General features: G+C 70.2%; 20 protein-coding genes and 1 pseudogene. 10 read left to right on the top strand and 11 right to left on the bottom strand.

What is annotated here, in order from left to right; genetic code table 11:
• Nucleotides 1-35: 35 nt before the first annotated feature.
• The gene (locus tag AB0H43_RS10290; protein ID WP_359998947.1) at nt 36-947 is read right to left on the bottom strand and encodes an ROK family protein; all 912 of its coding nucleotides are present in this window, start codon (nt 945-947) and stop codon (nt 36-38) included.
• Nucleotides 944-1,627 (bottom strand): putative N-acetylmannosamine-6-phosphate 2-epimerase, encoded by a 684-nt coding sequence (locus tag AB0H43_RS10285; protein ID WP_359998946.1) that lies wholly within the window; start codon nt 1,625-1,627, stop codon nt 944-946. The genes AB0H43_RS10290 and AB0H43_RS10285 overlap by 4 nt, the downstream gene beginning before the upstream one ends.
• Nucleotides 1,628-1,759: 132 nt before the next feature.
• Between AB0H43_RS10285 and AB0H43_RS10280 the strand changes: the two genes are divergently transcribed.
• The gene (locus AB0H43_RS10280; protein ID WP_359998945.1) at nt 1,760-2,470 is read left to right on the top strand and encodes a GntR family transcriptional regulator; all 711 of its coding nucleotides are present in this window, start codon (nt 1,760-1,762) and stop codon (nt 2,468-2,470) included.
• On the opposite strand, the gene AB0H43_RS10275 is transcribed toward AB0H43_RS10280, so the two are convergent.
• Together AB0H43_RS10275 and AB0H43_RS10270 are read right to left on the bottom strand one after the other, a co-directional pair.
• Nucleotides 2,437-3,000: a hypothetical protein gene (locus tag AB0H43_RS10275; RefSeq protein WP_359998944.1), complete on the bottom strand. Its 564-nt coding sequence runs from the start codon at nt 2,998-3,000 to the stop codon at nt 2,437-2,439. The two genes, AB0H43_RS10280 and AB0H43_RS10275, sit on opposite strands and share 34 nt — an antisense overlap.
• 91 nt (nt 3,001-3,091) lie before the next feature.
• Complete coding sequence (locus AB0H43_RS10270) at nt 3,092-4,090, bottom strand: M64 family metallopeptidase (RefSeq protein ID WP_359998943.1); 999 nt, start codon at nt 4,088-4,090, stop codon at nt 3,092-3,094.
• A gap of 95 nt (nt 4,091-4,185) precedes the next feature.
• Between AB0H43_RS10270 and AB0H43_RS10265 the strand changes: the two genes are divergently transcribed.
• From AB0H43_RS10265 to AB0H43_RS10255, 3 genes and pseudogenes are all read left to right on the top strand, one after another.
• Nucleotides 4,186-5,136 carry a LysR family transcriptional regulator gene (locus AB0H43_RS10265; RefSeq protein WP_359998942.1) on the top strand — a complete coding sequence of 317 codons (951 nt, stop codon included), beginning with the start codon at nt 4,186-4,188 and terminating at the stop codon, nt 5,134-5,136.
• A 47-nt stretch (nt 5,137-5,183) separates the two neighbouring features.
• Nucleotides 5,184-5,813, top strand: coding sequence for an alpha-ketoglutarate-dependent dioxygenase AlkB (locus AB0H43_RS10260; RefSeq protein ID WP_359998941.1), 630 nt, complete (start codon nt 5,184-5,186; stop codon nt 5,811-5,813).
• 10 nt (nt 5,814-5,823) lie between these two features.
• Nucleotides 5,824-6,786 (top strand): annotated as a pseudogene (locus AB0H43_RS10255) (lysylphosphatidylglycerol synthase transmembrane domain-containing protein); the annotation flags it as partial.
• Nucleotides 6,787-6,885: 99 nt separating this feature from the next.
• Here the strand turns inward: AB0H43_RS10255 and AB0H43_RS10250 are convergent.
• A complete protein-coding gene (locus AB0H43_RS10250) occupies nt 6,886-7,329 on the bottom strand; it encodes a MarR family transcriptional regulator (protein ID WP_359998940.1) in 444 nt (147 codons plus the stop codon).
• A 61-nt stretch (nt 7,330-7,390) separates the two neighbouring features.
• On the opposite strand from AB0H43_RS10250, the gene AB0H43_RS10245 reads away from it, so the two are divergent.
• Both AB0H43_RS10245 and AB0H43_RS10240 read left to right on the top strand, forming a co-directional pair.
• The gene (locus tag AB0H43_RS10245) at nt 7,391-8,518 is read left to right on the top strand and encodes an NAD(P)/FAD-dependent oxidoreductase (RefSeq protein ID WP_359998939.1); all 1,128 of its coding nucleotides are present in this window, start codon (nt 7,391-7,393) and stop codon (nt 8,516-8,518) included.
• Between the two features lie 81 nt (nt 8,519-8,599).
• Nucleotides 8,600-9,208 (top strand): hypothetical protein, encoded by a 609-nt coding sequence (locus tag AB0H43_RS10240; protein ID WP_359998938.1) that lies wholly within the window; start codon nt 8,600-8,602, stop codon nt 9,206-9,208.
• 3 nt (nt 9,209-9,211) lie between these two features.
• On the opposite strand, the gene AB0H43_RS10235 is transcribed toward AB0H43_RS10240, so the two are convergent.
• The gene (locus AB0H43_RS10235; protein WP_359998937.1) at nt 9,212-9,649 is read right to left on the bottom strand and encodes a MarR family transcriptional regulator; all 438 of its coding nucleotides are present in this window, start codon (nt 9,647-9,649) and stop codon (nt 9,212-9,214) included.
• Nucleotides 9,650-9,765: 116 nt separating this feature from the next.
• On the opposite strand from AB0H43_RS10235, the gene AB0H43_RS10230 reads away from it, so the two are divergent.
• Nucleotides 9,766-10,407, top strand: a complete 642-nt coding sequence (locus AB0H43_RS10230) for a maleylpyruvate isomerase family mycothiol-dependent enzyme (protein WP_359998936.1) — start codon at nt 9,766-9,768, stop codon at nt 10,405-10,407.
• Nucleotides 10,404-10,862, top strand: a complete 459-nt coding sequence (locus AB0H43_RS10225) for a cupin domain-containing protein (RefSeq protein WP_359998935.1) — start codon at nt 10,404-10,406, stop codon at nt 10,860-10,862. Before AB0H43_RS10230 ends, AB0H43_RS10225 begins: the two co-directional genes overlap by 4 nt.
• Here the strand turns inward: AB0H43_RS10225 and AB0H43_RS10220 are convergent.
• Nucleotides 10,837-11,505 carry an NAD-dependent epimerase/dehydratase family protein gene (locus AB0H43_RS10220; protein WP_359998934.1) on the bottom strand — a complete coding sequence of 223 codons (669 nt, stop codon included), beginning with the start codon at nt 11,503-11,505 and terminating at the stop codon, nt 10,837-10,839. The two genes, AB0H43_RS10225 and AB0H43_RS10220, sit on opposite strands and share 26 nt — an antisense overlap.
• Nucleotides 11,506-11,611: 106 nt before the next feature.
• Here AB0H43_RS10220 and AB0H43_RS10215 point away from each other — a divergent pair, with 106 nt between their 5' ends.
• Nucleotides 11,612-12,364, top strand: a complete 753-nt coding sequence (locus tag AB0H43_RS10215; protein WP_359998933.1) for a dienelactone hydrolase family protein — start codon at nt 11,612-11,614, stop codon at nt 12,362-12,364.
• Here the strand turns inward: AB0H43_RS10215 and AB0H43_RS10210 are convergent.
• The 3 genes from AB0H43_RS10210 to AB0H43_RS10200 all read right to left on the bottom strand — a co-directional run bounded on the left by AB0H43_RS10210 (nt 12,350) and on the right by AB0H43_RS10200 (nt 16,838).
• Complete coding sequence (locus AB0H43_RS10210; protein ID WP_359998932.1) at nt 12,350-12,697, bottom strand: hypothetical protein; 348 nt, start codon at nt 12,695-12,697, stop codon at nt 12,350-12,352. The genes AB0H43_RS10215 and AB0H43_RS10210 overlap by 15 nt on opposite strands.
• Before the next feature lie 163 nt (nt 12,698-12,860).
• Nucleotides 12,861-15,692 (bottom strand): glycoside hydrolase family 9 protein, encoded by a 2,832-nt coding sequence (locus AB0H43_RS10205; RefSeq protein ID WP_359998931.1) that lies wholly within the window; start codon nt 15,690-15,692, stop codon nt 12,861-12,863.
• Nucleotides 15,693-15,929: 237 nt separating this feature from the next.
• A complete protein-coding gene (locus tag AB0H43_RS10200) occupies nt 15,930-16,838 on the bottom strand; it encodes an SMP-30/gluconolactonase/LRE family protein (protein WP_359999325.1) in 909 nt (302 codons plus the stop codon).
• 78 nt (nt 16,839-16,916) lie between these two features.
• On the opposite strand from AB0H43_RS10200, the gene AB0H43_RS10195 reads away from it, so the two are divergent.
• Nucleotides 16,917-17,354: an Lrp/AsnC family transcriptional regulator gene (locus AB0H43_RS10195; RefSeq protein WP_359999324.1), complete on the top strand. Its 438-nt coding sequence runs from the start codon at nt 16,917-16,919 to the stop codon at nt 17,352-17,354.
• Nucleotides 17,355-17,727: 373 nt separating this feature from the next.
• Here AB0H43_RS10195 and AB0H43_RS10190 read toward each other — a convergent pair whose 3' ends face one another.
• A complete protein-coding gene (locus tag AB0H43_RS10190; RefSeq protein WP_359998930.1) occupies nt 17,728-18,543 on the bottom strand; it encodes a class I SAM-dependent methyltransferase in 816 nt (271 codons plus the stop codon).

The raw sequence follows: 18,543 nt of genomic DNA, 5'->3' as shown, positions 1-18,543 counted from the left end.
GGAGACCGATCCCACGGTGGGGAATAACCGGCCGGTCAGGTCCGTGCGTTCCGGGTCGCGCGGGCCGCTCCCGCTACGACCGCGGCCGGTCCCCAGGCAGTGGTACGCACAGCGGCGCGCCCGGTTTCGCCGAGCGAGTGCGCGGCGACCTCCTCGCGTACGGTCGAGAGGTATCGGCCGCCGAGGTGGAGCACTCCGCCGCCGAGGACCATCGCGACCGGGTCCAGGAGCGTGGCCGCGGCGGCCAGTCCGGCTCCGAGCACTCGGGCGCCCAAGTCGATGGCGGCGAGTGCGGCGGCATCGCCGTCTGCGGCCGCAGCGGCGACCGCCTCCAGCGCCACGGGGCCGGGAAAACGCCGGCGGGCGGCGTAGTCGGCGGCGATCGCCGGACCGGCGGCGTACGCCTCGACGTGGTCCACGCCGCCGCAGCCGCACGGGCGGCCGTCCCGGACGACCGACGGCAGGTGCCCGACGCTCCCGGCCAGCCCATGTTCCCCAGCCACCAGTACGCCGTCCTGCAGGAGTGCGCCGCCGACCCCGGTGCCGGCCGCGACCACGAGGACCGTCCCGGCTTCACCGGCCGCCTCGCTGAGGGCCATCGCGTGGACGTCGTTCAGCACGACGGTGGTCAGCCCGAGTGCCGCCTCGAAAGCGCCCCGGACGTCGGTGCCCGTCCACCCGGGCAGGCTGGCCGTCGCGTGACTGATCCGCCCCGACGGGTCGACCGCGCCCGCCGTCCCCACGCCGCAGGCCACAACGCCGACTCCGGCAGCTGCCCTGCGGGCAGCGTCGACGGCCGCCGCGAGCACGGCGTCCGGCCCGTCCGCCGCCGGAGTCGGTACGCGGACCCGCTCGCCGATCACACCGTCGGCCCCGACTGCGGCTGCCAGGGTCTTGGTGCCGCCGATGTCGACCCCGATCACTGGTGAAATCGATGCGCTGCTCACCGCGTATCCCTGGAAAACGCCGGAGAAACCATGGCCAGGCGGCGGGCGATGGCGGCCGGGTCGGTGACCGCCGTGCCCACTACGACGGCGCACGCGCCCGCCGCGAACGCCGATCGGACGTGGTCCGGGGTGATCAGCCGGCCTTCGGCGACCGTGCGCGCCCCATAGGCCGCCAGCGCCGCGACCAGGTCGAGGTCGGGCTCCTCGCGCTGCGGACTGTCCGATGTATACCCAGAGAGGGTGCTGCTCACGAGATCGGCGCCCGCGTCCCACGCGGCGAATCCCTCGGCGGCGGTGGCGACGTCGGCCATGACCGGCAGCCGCAGCTCGTCGTGGATCCGGGCGATGAGTCGCGCCGGATCCCCGTCGATGCGAGCCGTCGCCTCGAAGGCGATCACGTCCGCACCCGCCTCGGCGAGCCCTTCGGCCAGCTCGAAGCGGGGCGTGATGAGGTCGCGGTCGGCCGCGCGCACCTTGTGCAGGGCGACGATCGGCAGGTCGCCGACGGCCGCCCGGACGGCGCGGACGTCTTCCGGGGAGTTCACCCGTACGCCCACCGCCCCGCCCAGGACCGCGCACTGCGCGAGCCGCGCGATGATCTCGGCCGAGCGCAGCGGGTGACCCTGCCTCGCCTGACAGGACACGATCAGGCCCCCCACGAGCCGATCCAGGACACTCATCGCCGGTCATCCTCCCAAGATCACGAATGGTCTAGTCCAATTGGCGCGCTGGCGAGTCTGCCTCAGACTTCGTCCGACCGCAAGCGGCAGGTATCCTTTCGATGGTTCATACCAATCGCTCGGGTGGGAGACATGGCGCGGACGAAGCGCGAGCTGCTGCAGAACCATCTCGGGCGGCTGATCGAGTACGAGCTGGCCCCGCACGACCGGCTGCCGACCGAACGGGACCTCGCCGAGGAGTTCGCGGTCAGCCGGATGACGGTCCGCCAAGCGCTGGAACGCCTCGAGCAGGAGCGGCGTGTCTACCGGGTGCAAGGCGCGGGCACCTTCGTCGCGCCACCCGCGATCACCAAGAGCATCGAGCTGACCTCGTTCAGCGACGACATGCGCAGTCGCGGACTGCGCCCGGGCTCGCGGCTGCGCGTCGCCGAGGACATCCCGGCCGGGGCCGAGATCGGCTTCGCGCTGGGGATCTCGCCGTCCGCTCCGGTGGTCCACATCGAACGCGTACGCACCGCCGACGGCGAGCCGATGTGCCTGGAGCACACCTACCTGGCCGGCGCGACGGTGCCCGGCCTGCTCGACGAACCGCTCGACGGATCGCTCTACGACGTGCTCCGCGAGCGCTACCGGATCACCCTGGTCCGGGCGGAGCAGACCATCCGGGCGACCGTCCTCGACCAAGGCGCCGCCGACCTGCTGGCGGTCCCCGCGTTCAGCCCGGCGCTGCTGGTCGAGCGGACCGCGTTCGACCAGCGCGACCGGCCGGTGGAACGGGCGGTGTCCACCTATCGCGGCGACCGCTACAGCTACCAGATCGCGCTCGTACGCCCGACCGCCTGAGCCGGTTTCGGCGGTGTGGGCTCGGGATCGCAGCCACCACATCCGTAGTACAGGATGTCCCAGTGGTTGCCCTCGTTGGTGTAGAGGTTGCCGGAGGGCGCCCGATACTGGTGACCCCAGCCGCTGATCGTCCCGACGTCGCTGAACCACCGACGCACGTACGCGTTGACGCAGTCGTTCAGCGCGATGTCGACCTTCCAGCCGTTCCAGTGCGTGTAGGTCCCGGCGCCGTGGCCGGTCTCGGTCCCGCCGGTCACCATGATCGGGCAGGTGCTGGATTTTCGGAGAGTCACGACGCCCGCGATCGTCGTACGCCGGATCTGGTCGAACGAGGTGCAGTCGGCGCGCTGCCGGTTGGTGCAGTTTCCGCTGGACCACCAGGTGATGCCGGCAGATTTCAGCCGGGCGCGGGCTTCGGTGTCGGTCAGCTTCACCCGGTCGTCGGCGTGGGCCCCGGTGGGATGGAACAGGATTCCCATCAGGGCGACGGCGACGAACAGCAACGGCCGGAGAAGGGCGGAACCGGTCATCTCCGCACAATAACCATAAGTAGTGGCAGGACGCCGGAGCGACACGATCTTGTCGCTCCGGCGATTCGGCGCGGTCCGGCCGGACGCTGACTCAGCCGGCGGGGACGACGCCCGTCACGGTGGTGAGCTGAATCTTGGCGAGGAGCTTCTGTGTCATCACGTTCAGCCCGATCGTGTTGAACTGCTGGCCGAGCGAGCGCATGACGGAGTTCTGCGACGGCCGGTAGAGCCCGTACTTGTAGTAGCGGGCGCCCTCGTACGCGCCGATCACGCCGCCGTCCGGGGTCGCCTGACCCAGCAGCGCGTACCACTTGCGTTTGCCCGAGGTGAGCTGGGCGGCGGTGTACCGGGTGACGTTGGGCTCGGCCGGCTCCCCGCCCGCGTACCGGTTGTAGGGGGTGTCGTACTCGTCGGCGAGCCCGCCGATGGAGTGGCCCAGCTCGTGCTGGACGATGAGGCCCGACTGGGCGTTGCCGCCGGACGCGGTGGCCACGGTGGAGTATCCCGCGCCGCCGTACTTCGTGCTGTTGCCGACGGCGACGATCATGTCCACCGCGGGCGCGTTCGCGGCGTACGCCTGCGCGGCCGACTCGTCCAGGCACAGCAGCCGTTCGGTGCCGGAGCACCAGAAGTACATGCCCAGCGCGGTGTTCTTGCTGATGCCCTGGGTCGGGTCGTTGTCCACCCCGGACTGTGCCGAGACGACGTCGACCATCCACACGTTGAAGTAGTTCTTGTAGGTGCTGTACGGCGCGAGGGTCGTGAGGGTCGCCCACTTCTCCGCGACGTGCTGGTGGTAGAGGGCCAGCTCGGACGAGGTGTAGCCGTCGCCGACGAAGACGAGGTCGAAACGTGTGCCCGTGCTGCCGGTCTGCTGCAACGGAGTGACGGTCGCGGTGACCGCCGCCGTGGCGGCGGTGCGCTGGGCGGCGGACTGCGCCGGAACGGCGATCTGGCTGATGCCACCGTCTTCGGCGAACGCCTCCAACCATTGCGTAGCCGGGGAAGTGGCCGACGCCGGGGCCGGTCCGGCGAAAGCGGCGGCCAACGTGAGCGCCGCCAGGGCGGCCAGCCGGATGGATGGACGCAACGGATGCCTCCTTCGCGTGAGGGGGTGCGGGCCATCCAAATATCCCCATTGATGAAGGCATTGCGGCAATCGCGAGTGGCCATAGCATCGGCGTTATGGAACTGGAGCTGCGTCACCTCCGCGCCGTCTGCGTGATCGCCGACACCGGCAGCATCACCAAGGCGGCGGCGGCCCTCGGGGTGTCGCAGCCCGCCCTGACGGCGCTGCTCCAGCGGGTGGAACGCGAACTCGGCGGGCAGGTCTTCGTCCGGGATCGCCAGGGCGCGCGGCCGACGCCGCTCGGCCAGTACGTTCTGGTCCGGGCCAGGTCGATGCTGATGGCGATGGACGACCTGCGGCGGGGGGCGGCGTACCAGACGCGGCGGGAGTCCGAGCCGTTGCGGCTCGGCGGACTCGCCGGTCCGGTGTCGGTGGGCCTGGCCGACCGGCTCGGCGCGCGGCTGCCCGCCACCGAGGTACGCCTGCACGCCGAATACTCGCCCCGGCTGCTCTGGGAACTGCTGCTGGCCGACCGGCTGGACGCGGCGGCCACAGTGGACTATCCCGGTTTCGAACTGCGCCCGCCGCCGACCCTCCTGTGGGACGTCATCGTGCAGGAGCCGGTCTTCGTCGCGCTCTGGGAGGGCCACCCGTACGCCGACCGCGACGAGGTGGAGCTGGCCGACCTCGCCGGCGAGCCGATGGCGATGACCCCGGCCGACGGCGCCGGCTGGCCCGACTGCTGGCACCTGGCCTGCGAACAGGCGGGCTTCACGCCCCGGGTGCTGTACACGATCTCCGACGCGGTGCCGATCCGGGAGATGGTGGCGACCCGGCGCGCGGTCAGCCCGTGCCAGGCCGTCTTCCCAGCTGGGGACGGCGTCGTCGTCCGCCCGTTGGCCGGGACTCCCATCACGCTGCGTCACCTGGTCGTCTGCCGCCGAGACGGGCCGCTGGCCGACCGCTTCGACGACCTCGTTCGGCTCGCCCGGGAGGCGTACCGGGCGTATGCGGCGCGGCGGCCCGAATATCTCCGCTGGCTCGACCGGCACGGGCGGCGCCTGTGACCCGCCCGCTGGCACACCTGTGCTAACCGGCGGCGTATGCTGCGAAGATGACCGCTGCGTTTCAGGGCTCGCTGTTCGATCTCGGTGACGAGATCACGCCCGGTGCGCTGGCCGGGTCGGTGCAGCGCGTGGAGCTGAGCCGGGGCGCCTGGGTCGATCTCTGCCCGGGCTGGCTGACCGGGGCCGACGAACTGTTCCTCCGCCTGCGCGACCAGGTCCCGTGGAAGGCCGAGCGCCGCCAGATGTACGAGCGGGTCGTCGACGTCCCCCGGCTGCTCTGCTTCTACGACGAGGACGCCGAACTGCCCGACCCGTCGCTGGAGGTGGTCAAGGAGGCGCTGAACGCCTACTACGCCGAGGAGCTGGGGGAGCCGTTCCGCACGGCCGGGCTCTGTTACTACCGGGACGGCCAGGACAGCGTGGCCTGGCACGGCGACCGCATCGGGCGCGGCGCCACCCACGACACCATGGTCGCCATCGTCTCCGTCGGCGATCCCCGAGCGCTGGCCCTGCGCCCGGCCGGCGGCGGCGACGTGCTGCGGTTCGAACAGGGCCACGGCGACCTGATCGTCATGGGCGGCAGCTGTCAGCGCACCTGGGAACACGCCATCCTGAAGACGGCCAAGCCGGCCGGGCCACGGATCAGCATCCAGTTCCGCCCGCGAGGGGTCCGATAGCCGGATTAGCATGATCGTCATGACCCGATCAAGCCGGCGGGAGAAGATCGTCTGGCTGATCGGCGTCGTGGCGATGGTGGCGGTCTTCGGCTGGGTCGTGCCGCACGTGGCGAGCTACGCCGAGATCTGGCAGACGGTGCGCGGCCTGTCCGGCGGCGAACTGTTGCTCCTGCTCGCGCTGGGCCTGATCGTACTGGCGTTGAACGGCTGGTCCGCCGTCGCCGCCTTGCCGGGGCTCAGCTGGTGGCGCGGCACGCAGACCGGCCTCGTCGGCAACTTCCTCACCGCGCTGTTCCCGACCGGGGCCGACCTCGCCGCCCGGTACGCCATGTGCCGCTCGTGGGGCTTCTCCACCGACCGGACGACCACAGCGGTCGCGCTGGCCGGCATCGGCCGCTACCTGACGATGCTGCTCCTTCCCGTCGTCGGCACCTCGGCGGTGTTGATCACCGGTCGCGGCGACGAGCACACGCCGCTGTTCTTCGCGCTCGGCGTGACCGCGTTGGTGCTGCTGGTGGGCATACCGTGGCTGCTGCTGCGGCGCGAGGACTACGCGCACCGATTCGCGTACCGGCTCCAGACGGTGGCTACTGCGCTTGCGCGAAAGCTGCGCCGGCCGCCACCTCGGGGAGTCGCGGTACGCGTCCTCCGGACGCGGGAGCACCTCGTCATCGGCGTACGCCGGAACGCGCCCCTCGTCGTGGCGACCCAGATCGCCGCGACCGGCGCCAGTTACGGCGTCCTGCTCGCCTCGCTGCGGGCGGTCGGCCTGACCCGCGAGGTGCTCCCGGCGTCGGCGGTGCTCTACGCGTACGCCCTCGGGACGATCGCCTCGCTGGTGCCGCTCACTCCCGGGAATCTCGGCGTGACCGAGCTGATCCTGATCGGGGTGCTGGGCCTGCAGTCGGACGAATTGAACGCCCAGCTGGTCGCGGCGAGTCTGATCTTCCGCATCTTCGTCTGGCTGCTGCCGATCCCGCTGGGCATGGCGGCCTTCTTCTGGTGGCGGCACACGCAGTCCGGTGCGGCGGCCCCATCCAGTGGCACGGCGCAGCCCCGCGGTGTAGCCCGGTCACGCGGTCAGGTTGGTGAGCATCCGCTGGAGCATGGCGGTCATGACGCCGACCTCGCTCGCGCTGAACCCGGCGAAGACCTGCCGGCTGACCTGGCCGAAGACCGGCGGGATGCGCGGTAGCAGGGCTCGGCCGGCGTCGGTGAGCTCGATGACCACCGCGCGACGGTCGCTGGGATGGCGTACGCGTCGCAGCAGGCCCTTGTCCTCCAAGCGGTCCAGCAGTCGGGTCATGCCCGCGGTGTCGGTGCCCAACGCAGCCCGCAGCGCGCTCGGCCCGGGTGCGTCGCCCCGCGAGGCGTGGAGCAGCAGAGCCGCCTGCTGCGAGGTCAGCCCCAACGGCGCGAGCAGGCGCTCGGTCGTCGTGGTGAGTTCCCGGCCGACCTGGTTGAGCAGCGAACCGCCGCCCAGCACCAGCCCCGCCGGCGCGTCAGCGTCTGTCATTCACCAAGGATAGTTCATCTGAACTTGCTGTCATGACAGCTATCATGCTAGCTTCGCCGCCATGACCGTCCTGATCGCGGGCGGCGGCATCGGCGGATTGTGCCTGGCGCACGGGCTACGCCGGTCCGGCCTGCCCGCCACCGTCTTCGAGCGCTCCACCGATCTGCGCGAGCAGGGCTACCGCATCAGTCTGAAAGGCGTGGGGGAGCAGGCCCTTCGTGCCTGCCTCCCGCCCGACCTGTTCGCCCTGGCGGCGGCGACTGCGCTGCGCCCGGCCACTCGCATGGTGTTCCTGTCGCCCGACCTGGTCCCGAAGTTCGCCAAGCCCATCCCGGAGGCGCGCGAGGGATTCGGCGTACACCGGCTCACTCTGCGCGAGATCCTGCTGACCGCGCTGCCGGACGTCCACTTCGGAAAGACGTGCACCGGCTTCACCGCCGGGCACGAGGAGGTGCGCGCCGACTTCGCCGACGGGTCCAGTGCCGTCGGCGACCTGCTCGTGGGGGCGGACGGCGTCACTTCGGCGGTACGCCGGAAGCTGCTGCCGGAGGCGGTGATCGACGACCTGGGCTGGGCGGCGTACGGGCGTACTCCGATCACGGCGGAGCTGCTGGCGCAGACCCCCGACGATCTGATCGACACGTTCAACCGCGTGATCGCACCGGACGGGACCGCGGTCGCGATCGCCACCTGCCGGTCTCGGACGCCGATCCCGGAGGCGGTCGCGCGGATCGCCCCATACGCCCACCTGACCGACGTCGGCGGCTACTTCTCCTGGACTGCGACGATGCCCGGCCCGCGACCGTCCAGAGTGGACCCTGCCGGGTTGCACGCTCGCGTGCTCGACGCCGTGCGGGGCTGGCATTCCGGCGTACGCCGGATCGTCGAGGCCGCCGACGTGGCGGCGACCTTCCCCGTCACGATCACCTCCGCCCGTCCGGTCGCACGCTGGGCCGAGCCTCGGGTGACGCTGCTGGGCGACGCGATCCACACCATGTCGCCGGGCCGGGGCGACGGCGCCAATGTGGCCCTGCGGGACGCTCACCTGCTGAGCGACCTGCTCGGTTCGGGCCGTCCGCCGGCCCAGGCCAAGGCTGACTACGAGACCCAGATGCTGGAGTACGCCTTCGCCGCGGTGGCGGCCTCCCGGGAGACCCCGTTCGCGCCGTTCGCCCGGCCGGCCAGCTGAGGGCGCGCCGCTGGGCGTACCCGATGTCTGAAAGCCGACGCGGCGTTGAACCAGGCGGCGGGCCGTGACCACGATGGCGCGATGACCCCCAAGGCGCCTTTGCTCGGCCTGCTGGCCGCATCCCTGTTCGCCCTCGCCGGCTGCGGCTCCGACACCCCGACCGCGAGCGGTACGCCCAGCTCCTCGGCGGCCGCCAGCGTGGCGGCGAGCCCGACGACCGGCGGTGGCGCCGCGACCGGCGCCGACTGTCTCAAGGGCACCTGGAACGTGGACGTCACCAAGCTCGCGCAGGCCGCCGCGGCGCTGATCGGCAACGGCTCGACCGGCAGCGGCACCGGTGCGATCACGCTGACCTTCGCCGACCAGATGACGATCAAGTTCACCCAGGCGGCGATCAACATCAAGACGACGCAGATGGGTCAGGAGGTCACCATGAAGCAGACCTTCGACGGCAGCTCCACCAGTACCTCGTGGTCGGGCGAGAACGGCAAGCTGTCCGGCACGACGCCGGGCGGCACGGTGACCACCAAGTCGGTCATGGTGATGAACGGCGTCGAGACGCCGCTGACGACGAAGGCCTTCGACGGCAACCTCGACCTGTCCAAGAACAGCCTGGCCTACACCTGCTCCGGCGACACCGCGACGCTGGACAGCGGGTACGTGAAGTGGGAGCTGCACCGCGCGTCCTAACGGTCAGGCGTAGGGGTCGGTGATGCTCCGCAGGTCGCCGAGGATCTCCTTGAGCTGAGCCATCCGCCGCTTGCCCAGATGGGCGGTCCACTCCGCCTCCACTCGCGCCACCACCTGCGCGGCCACGGGAATCGCCTCGTGGCCGCGCTTCGCTATACGCACCAGCCGGGCGCGCGCGTCCCGCGGATCGGGCACTCGTTCCACGTAGCCGGCCTTCTCCAGCTGATCCACGAGGAATCCGGCGGTCTGCTTGGTCACCCCGGCCGCCTCGGCCAGCTCGGTCAGGCGCGTGCCGTCCGGCCCGATCCGCTGGAACACGCGGGCCTGGGCCGGAGTGAAGTCGGCGTATCCGGCCTCGGCCAGCTCGGCGAAGACCCGAGACTCCATCGCCCGGTACGGGATGAACAGCAGCAGGCCCACGTTGAGCTGTTCCTCCGGCATTCTCTCCCCTTGCGGTTCGTTGACAATTGGTCAGACGCTCTGACTAAAATTGGTCAGAGCATCGTACCAAATTACGAGAGCGGGCAGGGATTCGGGAGCGGGCAGGGAGACGAATCATGCGGAACGACGAGATCTGGCGCGAGGTCGATGCCCAGCGGCTCGACTTGGCCGGCCTGCTCGACAGATTGACACCCGAGCAGTGGGAGCAGCCTTCACTGTGTCCGGGGTGGCGCGTCCGCGACGTCGCGGCGCATCTCACGCTCGGGCCGATCACCTCGTGGGGGACCGTGCTCCGCGAGATCGTGCGGGCGCGGGGCAGCTTCAACCGCATGGTGTACGCGACCGCGGTCGAGCGCGCGCAGCGGCCGGTCGACCAGATCGTGGCCGATCTGCGGGCGATCAGCGGATCTCGCCGCCCGGCGCCGGGCACCTCGATCCATGAGCCGTTGCTGGACGTCCTCGTGCACGGGCAGGACATCGCGATCCCGCTGGGCATCGACCGGAAGATGCCGGTCGCGGCGGCGGTGAACTCGGCGAAGCGGGTGTGGTCGACGAGCTTCCCGTTCGGGGCCCGACGCCGGTTGCGTGGCCTCCGCCTGGTCGCCTCCGATGCGTCCTGGGCGGCGGGCGACGGCGTACGCGTCGAGGGGCCGATCTCGGCGCTGCTGCTCGTCCTGACCGGCCGTCCGGCCGGTCTCCGGTGGCTCGGCGGCCCGGGGCTGGCCGAGCTCGAAAGATCGTTGAAGGGGGAGTCATGACGCACTTCGTCCACCACAGCCCGGCCGGCGACGGCGTGGAGCTGCGGGCCATCGACGCGATTCACACGGTGAAGATCGGCGGGAAGCAGACCGACGGCGGCTACGAGCTCTTCGAGATCGACGCGCCGCGCGGCCATGCCATCCCACTGCACACGCACGCCTGGCCCGAGGCCTACTACCTGCTCCACGGCACCATGAGCGTCCAGGTCGGCGAGGACGCCTACGACCTGACGCCGGGCGCGGCCCTGACCGTCCCGCCCTACGCCCAGCACACCTTCTCGATCGCCACGCCGTCGGCGAAGTTCCTGGTGTTCACGCTGACCGACGCGATGGGGCGGTTCTTCGCCGACCTCGACGAGTCGATCCCGGTGGACGCCCCGATGGCCGAGGTGTTTCCGCTCGCCGCCGCCGCGGCGGCGCGGCACGGAGTCAGCTTCGTCCAGCCGCCGCGTTGATCTGCTCCGGACCGAGCACCTTGTCCGGCCAGCCGTGCCGGGCCAAGGTCAGCATCGCCCGGCCCATGTTCACCGTGGTGGTCACCGACCTCGGGGACAGCCGCCGCACCAAGGGGAAGACGGGGCGGCCGATCGCGTACAACGTGCGATACAAGCGCGTACGCGAAACCTCGCCGTGCATCGGCTGGATGAAACCGGGACGCAGCGCGTACGCGTGGAAGGGCAGGGCGAACAGGTCGTTCTCCGTCTTGCCCTTCACCCGTGCCCACATGCTGCGACCCTGCTCGGTGCTGTCGGTCCCCGCGCCCGAGACGTAGACGAAGGTGGCCTCGGGATTGCGCTCGGCGAGCGGGCGGGCGACGGCCAGCGTCAGGTCGTAGGTCAGCCGCCGGTAGTCCGCCTCCTTCATCCCGGCCGAGGAGACGCCGAGGCAGAAGAAGCAGGCGTCGTACGCCCCGAACTCGTCCTCGATCGCCGACAGGTTCGCCAGGTCGGGCACTTCGACCTCGCGCAGCTTGGTGTGCCCGCGCGCGGTGGCCCGCCGCCCGACGGTGAGGACCTGGTCGACGTCGGGGGCCTGCAGGCACTCCCGCAACACACCCTGGCCGACCATGCCGGTGGCGCCGAAGACGATGACCTTCATGGCGACACCTTAAGGCCTTCGGCGGATCGATTTCCGTCCACTGCGTACTTGCTTCAAGATCGTTTTTGTGGTATTATGGGCGAATCACGGAACTAGCATCGGCCGCATGTGCCACGACCTCGACGCCCAGCCGCCGATCCACTCCGAACCCGTCACCACCGCCGAGTCCGCCGATCTTCGCCTGACCGGCGCGGACGGCGCGTTGTTCGCCGCGTACCGGGCCGTCCCCGCCGACGTCTCCGGCCGCTCGGTCCTGATCCTCCCCGACAACCGGGGACTCTCCGGCTTCTACGAGCACCTCGCGCTCCGGCTCGCCGAGAAGGGACACCCGGCGCTCGCCGTCGACTACTTCGGGCGTACGGCGGGGGTGGATCACCGGGCCCGCACCGGGTTCGACGACCTGGCGACGGTCCTGCCGCACCTGATGGCGCTCACCCGGCCCGGCCTGTACGGCGACATCGCGGCCGGGATCGCGTACCTGCGGACACTGGGGCAGCCGGTCGCCGCGCTCGGCTTCTGCTTCGGCGGCCGGCTCGCCTTCCTGACCGCCGATCCGTCCTACGGGCTCTCCCACGTCGTCGGGCTCTACGGGGCGCTCGACGAGATCAACGGATCAGCCGGCCCCAACCAGGTCGCCGCGACGCTGACGACGCCGATCCTGGGCCTGTTCGGCGGGGCCGACCCCGGCATCCCCGCGTCGGCCATCGACCGCTTCGATCAGGCTCTCACCGCCGTCGGTACGCCCCACGACCTGGTCGTCTACCCCGACGCCCCGCACAGCTTCTTCGACCTGCACCACCAGGAGAACCGCCAGGCCTCCGCCGACGCCTGGCGGCGCATCCTGTCATTCCTGAGCTGACCCGTCGGCTGGCTTGGTCTCGGGCGCGTCCGGCGTGGGTTCCGGGCCGGACTCGCCGGGCTTCTTGCCGAAACGGTCGCGGATATCGTTGCTCGCCTTGCTGAACGTGTTGGCGAGCGCGTCGCCGAGCATCTGCCCGGCCTCCTTGACGTCGGCCCGGACGGCGTCGTCCTTGACGGCGTTGCCCGCCGCCGCGAACACCTCCTGGACGGCGTTCCCGAGCTTGCTCAGCGCGTCGGGCACCTCGCTGGTGTCGCTCTGCTGGAGGTGCATCTTCAGCTTCAGGCCGAGGCCTTCCAGCTTCTCACCCAGCTCGTTCCATTCGTTGGCCATGTCGCCTCCCTCGTCGGCTGCTTCCATTGTCGCGCCCGGGCTCCCGGATCGCTTGCTTCGGCGGCCGATTTGGGGGCTGGATCAGGGTTCTCGGCCGAATCTTGAAGCATGATTCGACCGAGAACCCTGATCCTGTGCGGGACCTCCCGCAGGGGTGACGGGGTTAGGAGACGGTGCAGGGGGTGCCGTTGAGGGTGAACGCGGTCGGCTCCGGGTTCGAGCCCGTGTACGAGCCGTTGAACCCGAGGGACACGCTCGCCCCCGGAGCGATGGAGCCGTTGTAGTCGAGGCTCTTCGCCGTGACGATCTGCCCGGTCTGGGTGAAGGTCGCCGACCAGCCCTGGGTGACCGCCTGCCCGCTCGCCGGCCAGGTGAAGACCAGGGTCCAGTTCGGGCCGATCGTCGTCGTGCCGGTGTTCTTGACCGTGATCGCGGCGGTGAAGCCGCCCGGCCACTGGCTGCTGAACACGAACGCGACGTCGCAGCTCAGCGCGGCGGCCGTGGTGGTGCTGAAGGTGACCGGCGACGAGGCTGTCTTGTTGCCGGACCCGTCCCGGGCCACGACGTAGTAGGTGTACGAAGTGGACGCGGTGAGGCCGGTGAGGGCGAACGACGTGGTGGTGGTCGTGCCGGCGAGGACGTCGGTGGTGCCGGCCTCGCGGTAGACGTCGTAGCCGGCCAGGCCGCTGCCGCCGGTGTCGGTGGATGCGGTCCAGGTCAGCGTCGCGCCGCTGGACGTGATCGCCGAGGCGACCGGCGTACCGGGGGCCGACGGGGGAGTGGTGTCGTTGGGCGGTGCGCTCGTCGAGAACGTCACCGGCGACGACGCCGTCGAGTTCCCGGCTCCGTCCCGCGCCACGACGTAATAGGTGTACGACGTGGACGCGGTCAGCCCGGTCAACGCCAGCGACAGAGACGTGGTGGTTCCGGCGAGGACGTCGGTGGCGCCCGCTTCACGGTAGACGTCGTAGCCGGCCAGGCCGCTGCCGCCGGTGTCGGTGGACGCCGTCCACGTCAGCGTCGCCGAGGTGGATGTGATCGCCGATGCGGTGGGCGTACCAGGGGATGACGGCGGAGTCGTGTCGGTGGAGCCGCCGCTCGGCGCGGAACCCCAGACGAGCGTCGCGCCGTCGTAGAGCGTCATGTGCGCGTCGCGTGCGATGGCCGACTGGTAGGACCAGTCGTTGGTCGGGTCCCACGTGCCGGTGCTGGCGATCCGGAACTGGACCTCGCGCCGCCAGTCTGACTGGCCCGCGGGCGCGATGCTCTGCCCGGCGCACGAGACCGTCACGTAGTAGACGTTCCCGCTGAACTGCGTCGGGCCGGTCGGCGCCGTGCACTGGTTGTACGCCGACGACAGCGAGATCTGCGACGGCGTGGTGCTGCCGTCGAGGGTGAAGTAGTACCGGAACGAGCCGTTGGTCAGCGCGCGGGCGGGCCAGGCCGACTTGTTGTAGACGGTCGCCTTCATCTCGGTGAACGTCGCGCCGGACGCGTTGACGCCCGCCTCGATGTACATCTCGTTGTCGTCCGGCGTCTCCGTGGGCGGGAAGTTCGCCAGCGGCGTGCCGCCGTACTCGGAGTACATCCGGACGAGCGCCGAGGTGAACCCGGCGTTGTAGTCGTCGGCGACCTCGTTCATCTGGTAGTTGCTGCGGTCGTCGGTGTACGCGTCGTTCGCCGCGCCGGGCCCGCCGACGAGCGCGCCGTAGAGCACGTGCCGGTTGTTCGTCGGGCTGGTGAGGCTGTCAGTCCATGAACCGTGCGCGGTGCGGTGGTGCGGGTTGATCGGGGAGTTGTTGCCGAACCCGATCATGTAGCTGCGGTTGTTCGGGTTGCTGCCGAGGATGTAGTTGATCTGCGACGTCGCGAAGTCGTGATAGCGCGCCTTACGCGTCGCGTCGCTCAGGTAATCCGAGTAGACGAGCGCCACCCACGCGGTGTTCGCCGAGTAGCGCAGCGAGCCCCACTGCTGCAACCATGCCTGGCCGCCGGGGGAGTAGGTGATCTTCGCGCCGTTGACGCCGACGGTCCAGTAGTCGAGCCAGCGGTTGGCGTCGTCGATGTACTGCTGCTCACCGGTCAGCTTGGCCATCAGCACATAAGACCCGTAGGACTTGTCATCCCAGTCCTGCGTCCACTTGTAGGAGTGCGTCGTCGACTGCGGCTCGGTGCCGAGGTTCGCGTAGTAGGCCTTGGCCTTGTCCAGGTAGGACGCGGTGCCGGTCGCGCGGTAGAGCCAGATCGCGCCCCAGACCAGTTCGTCGTTGTAGCCGCTCCAGGACTGGTAGTACCCCTGCGCGTCGGTGATGCACTCGTGGTACTTCTTCCGCACCGTGTCGGCGAAGGTGTACAGCTGCGTCGCGTGGGTCAGCAGCTTGTCGGCGTAGGCGCTGTCCGTGGGCCGGAAGACCATCGAGCTGGCCGCCATCGCGGCCGCCGTCTCCGCCGCCAGGTCCGTGCCGCCACAGCTGGCATCGATCTTGTACGCCGGGCGCGCCATCTTCATCACCTCGGCCGGTCCCCACCAGGCGTGGTCGGTGCCGCCGTTGCCGACCTGTCCGTAGAGGACGTTGGCCGACGGGTGGGCCTTGATGAAGTAGTCGTTGACGAACCGCAGGTTGTTCAGCAGCGGCGTCAGCTGCCCCGAACTCTGGTACGCGGTGCGGTACTCGACCGCTCCCCAAGCCAGCATCGTCGTGCTGGCCGCCATCGGGAAGCCGAACTTCACGTGGTCGCCGGCGTCGTACCAGCCGCCGGTCAGATCGAGACCGACGTCGGAGCCGTCGGACATGCCGGAGTTGCCGCGCCATCCGACGCGGCTCCAACTCGGCTTGGCGCCGGACTGCTGCGCCTCGTAGAACCAGATCGACTTCTGCAGTGCTTCGGCGTAGTTGTAAGGGCCGGCCGCTTGGGCGGGCGCGGGGACGGCGCTGGTCAGGCCGGCGATCAAGGCGGTCACCGCCGTGGCCGCCAGCAGGCGGAATCTGGGCATGCTGTCTCCTTGGGCGTTGGGAGCGCTCCCACATTGGGCAGTGTGAATTTTATAGCCACAGATCACGGATATCCATGGGTCGCCGCCTCGCCTTTCGCGCCGACCCCCGACTTTTGCGCTTGCCCTCTCGCGTTTCCCGCTGCCCGCGTTTCGCGCTGCCCGCCTTTTGTGCTGGATCAGGGATCTGGGTCGAATCTTGGGCCATGATTCGGCCGAGATCCCTGATCCAGCGCCCTTTCAGCGGGCGCCGTTGAAGGTGACGCGAAGGGAATAGAGCGACGTCGCCGCGGTGATGTAGAGCTGGTTGCGCTTCGGCCCGGCGAAGGCCAGGTTGGACACCGACTCCGGCAGGAGCAGCTTGCCGATCAGGTCGCCGTCGGGGGCGAAGCAGTGGACGCCGTCCCAGGCGGCCGCCCAGATCCGGCCTTCGGTGTCGAGCCGCAGCCCGTCGAACCGCCCGAAGGTGCAGGTCGCGTGGATGGCGCCACCGGCGAGGCGGCCGTCGGCGGTCACCTCGAAGACGCGGATGTGGCTCGGTTCCTGGCGGGTGTCGGCGATGAAGAGCCGCTGGAAGTCGGGCGAGAAGGCCAGCCCGTTCGGGCGGCAGAAGTCGTCGGCGACCACGGTCAGCTCGCCCGACGGGTCGAGCCGGAAGACGAAGCAGCCGTCCAATTCGGACTCCGCCTGGTTTCCCTCGTAATCCGAGTCGATGCCGTAGCTCGGATCGGTGAACCAGATCGAGCCGTCCGCATGGACGACGACGTCGTTGGGGCTGTTGAGACGCTTGCCCTGGTACCTGTCGGCCAGGACCGTGACGGTGCCGTCGTGCTCGGTCCGGGTGACCCGGCGATTGCCCTGCTCGCAGGTGATCAGGCGGCCTTCGCGATCGACGGTGTTGCCGTTGGCGTACCCGGAGGTGGGGCGGAAGACGCCGACCGCTCCGGTGAGCTCGTCGTAGCGCAGCAGCCGGTCGTTGGGGATGTCGCTGAACACGAGGTATCGCCCCGCCGGGAAGTACGCCGGCCCCTCCGTCTTGCGGGCGCCGGTGAACAGGCGGCGTACCTCGTAGTCGCCGTCGCACCAGCGGAACCGCTCGTCCAGCTTCTCGAATCGGGCCGGGATCGTGTCCGTGCCGTTCGACTCCATGGTTCCTCGCTCCTGTCTGTATGACATTCGGGAATATCCTATGCATGCCGAATCTGGTACGGTCAACCCGTGAGTGATCTGGATGACGTCGACCGTGCGTTGCTGGCGGAACTGCAGCGGGACGCGACATCGGCGTACGCCGCTCTCGGGCAGGCCGTCGGGCTGTCCGCCGCCGCCACGCACGACCGGGTCCGGAAGCTCCGCGAGCGCGGGGTCATCCGGCGGACCACTGTGGACGTCGACGCGGCCGCCGTCGGGCGCGGAGTTCTCGCGTACGTGATGGTCGACGGCAATGCCTGGATGGGCGACACGAAGGAGGCGCTCGCCGCCATCCCGGAGATCCTGGAGGCGCACGTCGTCGCCGGGGCGGCGTCGCTCATGGTCAAGGTGCGTACGCGGACGACGGAGGAGCTGCAGGGCGTGCTGCGCCGGCTCTTCGCCGTGGACGGCGTCACCAGTACGCAGACCGTCGTGGTGCTGGAAAGCTTCTTCGAGCGCCCGGTGCCGCCCGCTTGATCACCTCCGGCATCGCTGGACCGCTCGCGCGTCTCGCGGTTGCCGAGTGCCTCGCGGTTCGCGCGGTTCTCGCGCGTCTGGCCGGGCGGCCCAGCGACAGGACTTCGGTGGAACATGGTGTACCTTTCCGGCCCACCGTAAGGTGCATAGCGTTCCACTCGCTGCCCACTCGGTGGAGCTTGCCCGATCGCGGTGGGCCGGGAACCGGTGGGCGCTTCCTACGGCGATGCCCGTTCTAGCGGCGGTCTGATGCTGGGCGTTCCCGCGATGCTGGGCGTTCCCGCGATGCTGGGCGTTCCCGCGATGCTGGGCGTTCCCGCGATGCTGGGCGTTCCCGCGATGCCGGGCGTTCTCTGGCAGCTGCGATGCGGCGTCAGGCGGTGCCGACGCCGATCAGGCCAGCAGTCGGCAATGCGAGCAGCCCGTCCGCACGCCGGTACGCCGACGCCAGGTCCAGGTAGCGAGCGCGAATTCTTTCGACCACCTCGGGCGTCTGCGCGACCACGAGTTGCCCGATCGAGGCGATGCCGTTGGCCGGTCCGCTCCACCAGTCCTCAGCGTCGGTGATGTGCTCCCACGCGACGACATCGCAGCCGACTTGGTCCAGCCCGGCTTCCCTCAGCAAGGCCGCGAGGCCGGCGACGGTGCGGGGAAAGTCGAGTTCGGGCACGACCGTGACTCGCTCGGCCGGGCGGACCAGTCCGGGGACCTCGACGGCGTCGGCCCAGAGGCGCTGCAGTGGCGGCTGGGGGTAGGGCCAGATCGTCACGGCGATCCGTCCGCCGGGCCGGGTGACGCGACGCAGTTCGGCCGCGGCCGCGCGGGGATCGCCGACGTGGTTGAGGACGAAGTTCGCGACCACGCGGTCGAAGGCACCGTCCTCGAATGGCAGCTCCGGAAGAGTCGCCTCGACTACCTGCGCGGAGGGCACCCGTTCGCGGGCGTACGCGACCATGGAAGGCTCCGCGTCGACGGCGGAGACGGCGGCGCCACGTGTGACGGCCAGCGCGGCGACCGTGCCCGTCCCAGTGCCGGCGTCGAGCAGGCGATCACCCGGCCGGACGGCGACCGCGTCGAGCAATGCCGCCGCGGTGTGCCCGCACAAGTGCGCGAAGCTGTCCGCGTACGCCTCGGCGCGGTCGCGCCACTGCCGTCGTTCCTGCTGGTCGAAGATCGCCGCCGCCGTCAT

Source organism: Hamadaea sp. NPDC050747, assembly GCF_040654195.1.
Taxonomy (GTDB): domain Bacteria; phylum Actinomycetota; class Actinomycetes; order Mycobacteriales; family Micromonosporaceae; genus Hamadaea.
This window is presented reverse-complemented; position numbering and strand designations above follow the sequence as displayed.

Coding starts and splice junctions, on each gene's coding strand:
- AB0H43_RS10285 (WP_359998946.1), bottom strand. CDS start 1,627: ATGAGTGTCCTGGATCGGCTCGTGGGGGGCCTGATCGTGTCCTGTCAG.
- AB0H43_RS10280 (WP_359998945.1), top strand. CDS start 1,760: ATGGCGCGGACGAAGCGCGAGCTGCTGCAGAACCATCTCGGGCGGCTG.
- AB0H43_RS10275 (WP_359998944.1), bottom strand. CDS start 3,000: ATGACCGGTTCCGCCCTTCTCCGGCCGTTGCTGTTCGTCGCCGTCGCC.
- AB0H43_RS10265 (WP_359998942.1), top strand. CDS start 4,186: ATGGAACTGGAGCTGCGTCACCTCCGCGCCGTCTGCGTGATCGCCGAC.
- AB0H43_RS10260 (WP_359998941.1), top strand. CDS start 5,184: ATGACCGCTGCGTTTCAGGGCTCGCTGTTCGATCTCGGTGACGAGATC.
- AB0H43_RS10250 (WP_359998940.1), bottom strand. CDS start 7,329: ATGACAGACGCTGACGCGCCGGCGGGGCTGGTGCTGGGCGGCGGTTCG.
- AB0H43_RS10245 (WP_359998939.1), top strand. CDS start 7,391: ATGACCGTCCTGATCGCGGGCGGCGGCATCGGCGGATTGTGCCTGGCG.
- AB0H43_RS10240 (WP_359998938.1), top strand. CDS start 8,600: ATGACCCCCAAGGCGCCTTTGCTCGGCCTGCTGGCCGCATCCCTGTTC.
- AB0H43_RS10235 (WP_359998937.1), bottom strand. CDS start 9,649: ATGCCGGAGGAACAGCTCAACGTGGGCCTGCTGCTGTTCATCCCGTAC.
- AB0H43_RS10230 (WP_359998936.1), top strand. CDS start 9,766: ATGCGGAACGACGAGATCTGGCGCGAGGTCGATGCCCAGCGGCTCGAC.
- AB0H43_RS10225 (WP_359998935.1), top strand. CDS start 10,404: ATGACGCACTTCGTCCACCACAGCCCGGCCGGCGACGGCGTGGAGCTG.
- AB0H43_RS10220 (WP_359998934.1), bottom strand. CDS start 11,505: ATGAAGGTCATCGTCTTCGGCGCCACCGGCATGGTCGGCCAGGGTGTG.
- AB0H43_RS10215 (WP_359998933.1), top strand. CDS start 11,612: ATGTGCCACGACCTCGACGCCCAGCCGCCGATCCACTCCGAACCCGTC.
- AB0H43_RS10210 (WP_359998932.1), bottom strand. CDS start 12,697: ATGGCCAACGAATGGAACGAGCTGGGTGAGAAGCTGGAAGGCCTCGGC.
- AB0H43_RS10205 (WP_359998931.1), bottom strand. CDS start 15,692: ATGCCCAGATTCCGCCTGCTGGCGGCCACGGCGGTGACCGCCTTGATC.
- AB0H43_RS10200 (WP_359999325.1), bottom strand. CDS start 16,838: ATGGAGTCGAACGGCACGGACACGATCCCGGCCCGATTCGAGAAGCTG.
- AB0H43_RS10190 (WP_359998930.1), bottom strand. CDS start 18,543: ATGACGGCGGCGGCGATCTTCGACCAGCAGGAACGACGGCAGTGGCGC.